Genomic DNA, 4,299 nt, shown 5'->3' on the forward strand with positions numbered 1-4,299 from the left:
CAGAGACAGAAAACCATTGAAAAAGAAAAAGCAAACAGAGAAAAAATGCAAATCGAACGTAATGGATAATGGGTACAAAGAGACTTTTCGAAAATGAAAAGTCTCTTCTTTTTCTCTTTGCCTGAATGATATAAGTTAAATAACAAGATAAGGCTGTACCGAAGTCTACACTTTGGTACAGCCTTTTGCAAATATTAAAGGAAAAGATCACCTGCATTTCAATCATGATATTTGAGCCGATTGATCATATGGAGCGTTCACTCTTTTATTTAGTTTAAGTTAATCCATACACTTTTGACTTCCGTATAATTTTCCAAAGCATAACTGCCCATTTCCCGACCAATTCCGCTTTGTTTATAACCGCCAAATGGAGAAGCGGCATCAAAGGCATTATAGCAGTTTACCCAAACTGTACCAGCTTTTAATTCATTGGCCACATAATGGGCTTTTTTTACGTCTTGTGTCCATAAACCTGCAGCCAATCCATATTCTGAGTTATTTGCACGGCTTATCACATCATCCAAATCATCAAAAGGCATTGCAGCTACAACAGGGCCGAAGATTTCTTCTTTAGCGATCGTCATTTCATCTTCAACGCCTGCAAATATCGTAGGTGTTACAAAATAGCCCTCTCCTTGCCCATAATTGCCCCCGGTAACCACTTCGGCACCTTCAGACTTTCCTTTTTCAATATAACTGCCCACTCGTTCCAATTGTTCACTGGAAACCAATGGCCCTATCTGTGTAGAAGGATCAAGACCGGCCCCTTGTTTAATGTTTTTTGCATGAGACACTAAGTCGGCTACCACGTTGTCATAGGATTTCTTTTGAATGTACAGGCGGGAACCGGCACAGCAAACTTGTCCTTGATTAAACATGATGCCCATTAAAGCACCAGGAATGGCTTTACTCATATCTGCATCCGGTAGAATGATATTAGGTGATTTCCCGCCTAACTCCAACGAGATTTTTTTCACAGTTCCCGAAGCTTGGCGCATGATCATTTTCCCTACTGAAGTTGAACCGGTAAAGGCAATTTTATCGACATCTGGATGGTCTACAAGCGGTGATCCTGCTGTTTCCCCAAATCCAGGGATGACATTGAGGACGCCAGGAGGAAAACCTGCTTCAAGCGCTAATTGACCTAAATATAATGCTGAAAGCGGCGTTTGCTCCGCTGGTTTTAAAACGATCGTACATCCGGTTGCAAGGGCTGCACCTAATTTCCATGCAGCCATAAGAAGAGGGAAATTCCAAGGGATGATTTGTCCTACCACTCCAACTGCTTCATGACGGGTATAATTGAAGTAATTCCCAGCAACAGGTATTGTTTGTCCTACTATCTTAGTTGCCCACCCAGCATAATAACGAAAGTGATCGATTGCAAGGGGGACATCGGCATTAGTGGTTTCACCAATTGGCTTGCCATTATCCAAGGTATCCAATTGTGCTAAAGCCTCTTTATGTTCTTCCATGAGGTCCGCTAATTTATAAATGAGGCGGCTGCGCTCCGATGCACTCATTTTTTTCCAAGGACCGTTGTCGAATGCCTTACGGGCTGCTTTGACTGCTTTATCTACATCTTCCGGTCCTGCTTCACTCACAACCGCTAAAACCTTGCCGTTAGAAGGATCGAGAGTCTCAAAGGTTTTTCCTGAAGCAGCTTCCACCAATTCCCCATTAATCAAAAGCTTTTTAGTGCCCTTCAAGAATTCTTGCACTCGTGGATTAAGTTTAATAGTTTGTTCCATGTATAATACCCCTTTTCATTTGGATTTTAAGTTGCATATTTGTTCGGACAATGGCTTTCCTCTAAGTAAAGGATCAGGCATGATCTTATGTGATTGATACAATTCTCTTTGGCTGCCATGCAGCAAGTCAGAATATTTCAAAAACCGGATTACTGATTCCTTCCCCCTTTATCAATAGGATTCAATTTCTCGACATGTAATTATGCAAGACCTATGCCAAAACAAAAAAACGATGAAACCAGTTAAAAGATGGTGGAGCGATATCGGAAGATGCCATCCTGTTCCAATATGGAACAGGATGGTGTTCCATATTGGAACAAAAAAGTTTAGCAGTTCGCATAATGCCGTATTCATTTTGGTGAGTATCTGAATTTTCTGTTATAATTAAACTATATGAACGAATCCTGAATGCTCTGAAACTTTGAATTAGAAAGAGTTTCATTTATGAAATTGAATAAAAAACAGTAGCCGATTTACTCGATTATACATACGGGAGGATTATTCAATGTCTGTTAATATAAGCGCGGATAAAGGAACCATACCGGCATTTATTCAAGAATCATGGCAGCGGTGCTTTTCGAAGGGACTTCAGCCAAGCATGATGGATAAGGAAGATATGCTTGGTGCAATTGAGTTGGCCGAATACCACGATCGATATGCTGAACTCCTGTACCATTCTTCCCCCATTTTAGAAGATGTTTATCGCTCGATTAATGGTTTGGAGTCCATTTTATTACTTGCTGCTCCTGAAGGGTATATCATCGAAACAGTTGGGGATCCAGCTTTCATTCGCCATGCAGATAATGTTTCCCTTAGGAAAGGGGCCAATTGGCTAGAGGAATCAAAAGGAACAAATGCAATAGGAACGGCCATAGTAGAGAAAAATCCTGTATTGATTCATGGCAGTCAACACTTTCATCAGGATAACCATTTCCTCACTTGTGCCGCATCGCCCATTTATCACCCTGATGGGTATCTGCTAGGTGTTTTGAACTTAAGCAGTCATCAACAGAATTATCATCCTTTTTCCGTTAGCTTAGTTCAAAGGGTGGCTGATAGCATCAAACAAGCACTCTTATTGTCCCATACACAAAAAAGGGAGAAAAACCTTTATTTTATATATGATTCATACCCTGATCCGTTAATTACCCTTGATAAAGAGGGGAAAGTTACAGATCTCAATTTAGCGGCGTCACAAGTTATCGGCACATTGAAAAAACCGGTATCGAATATAATATCAGGAACAGACCCACTTGTTTTGGAACAGAGGGTTTCAATTAAAGACCAGGAATTTATGGTGCAAACCCTTGGAAAAAATATGGAACATCAATCATCCGTGATCGTTCGGTTAAAAAAACAAAAATTGATTGATGGTTTAACAACTAATCGTTATCAATTTTCAGATATATTAAGTAACGATCCGCAAATGAATCAAACCATATCCATTGCTAAAAGAGCTGCAGCGCTTGATATCAGCTTGCTAATCACTGGAGAAAGCGGAACGGGAAAAGAACTATTCGCACAATCCATTCATGGGGTTAGTTTAAGAAGTGATAAGCCATTCATCGCCATCAATTGCAGCGCAATTCCCGAAAATTTATTGGAAAGTGAGTTATTTGGGTATGAAAAGGGTGCCTTTACTGGCGCAAAAAGCGGCGGACATAAGGGGAAGTTCGAAGCTGCGGATGGCGGAACCCTTTTTTTGGATGAAATCGGGGACATGCCGCTTCAAGCTCAAGCGACCCTGCTTCGCGTGCTTCAGGAACGATGTGTGACGCGTGTCGGCGGACATGCTTCCATTCCAATCGATGTAAGGGTCATTGCCGCCACCAACAAAGACTTACAAAAAGAAATTGAAGCTGGAGAATTCCGTGCAGATCTATTTTTCCGCCTTTGTGGATTATCTTTGAAAATTCCAAATCTTAGAAGTCGGAAGGATTTATTGCTGTTAGCAGAATACATTTTAGCGGATTTACCTTATAGGAGTGAACATACCGAATTAACTGATGAGGCTAAAACATTCATTTTGGAATATTCATGGCCAGGAAATTTCCGTGAATTGCAAAACGTACTGGGACAGGCTGCATTCCTAGCTGAAAATGGACCGATTACAAGGGACTTGCTTGTGGCGCTTTGTCCTGTTTCTTCCATTACACATGAGGAAGGGGCAAATTCCGATCAAGGACCAAGAAACTTTCAAGAACAAGAAACCCAGTTGATCAGAAATGCGTTGGAACGAACAAATGGAAATATCAGTAACGCCGCGAAGCAACTCGATATCGGCCGAAATACGCTTTATAGAAAAATGAAAAAATATGGAATCAAATTTCTAAAGTAAGAGTTTCTTAGTATATTTAAAAACATGAATGATGAGTTTCCGTTTTAAAATCTCAGATTCCCGACCTGATTTGGTCGGTTCTTTGGTATCGCGAGTAAACATATGCGGACAAGCATACCTTTTCTCCATATAAGCTATATTTCACCTTAAAGACTATGAATAATGAAGAGCAGGTAATCAAAATCTCATATAGATGATGTTATTGATAGC

General features: G+C 40.5%; 2 protein-coding genes. One reads left to right on the forward strand and one right to left on the reverse strand.

Going from position 1 to position 4,299, the window contains the following annotated elements; translation table 11 throughout:
• Positions 1-269 precede the first annotated feature (269 nt).
• Positions 270-1,751 carry an aldehyde dehydrogenase family protein gene (locus tag ACFVSH_RS23455; RefSeq protein WP_192204991.1) on the reverse strand — a complete coding sequence of 494 codons (1,482 nt, stop codon included), beginning with the start codon at positions 1,749-1,751 and terminating at the stop codon, positions 270-272.
• Positions 1,752-2,256: 505 nt separating this feature from the next.
• Between ACFVSH_RS23455 and ACFVSH_RS23460 the strand changes: the two genes are divergently transcribed.
• Positions 2,257-4,089 (forward strand): sigma-54-dependent Fis family transcriptional regulator, encoded by a 1,833-nt coding sequence (locus ACFVSH_RS23460; protein WP_387599040.1) that lies wholly within the window; start codon positions 2,257-2,259, stop codon positions 4,087-4,089.
• The last annotated feature ends 210 nt before the right edge of the window (positions 4,090-4,299 follow it).

Origin of the sequence: Peribacillus sp. NPDC058002 (assembly GCF_042886655.1) — a bacterium.
Taxonomy (GTDB): Bacteria; Bacillota; Bacilli; order Bacillales; family DSM-1321; genus Peribacillus; species Peribacillus aracenensis.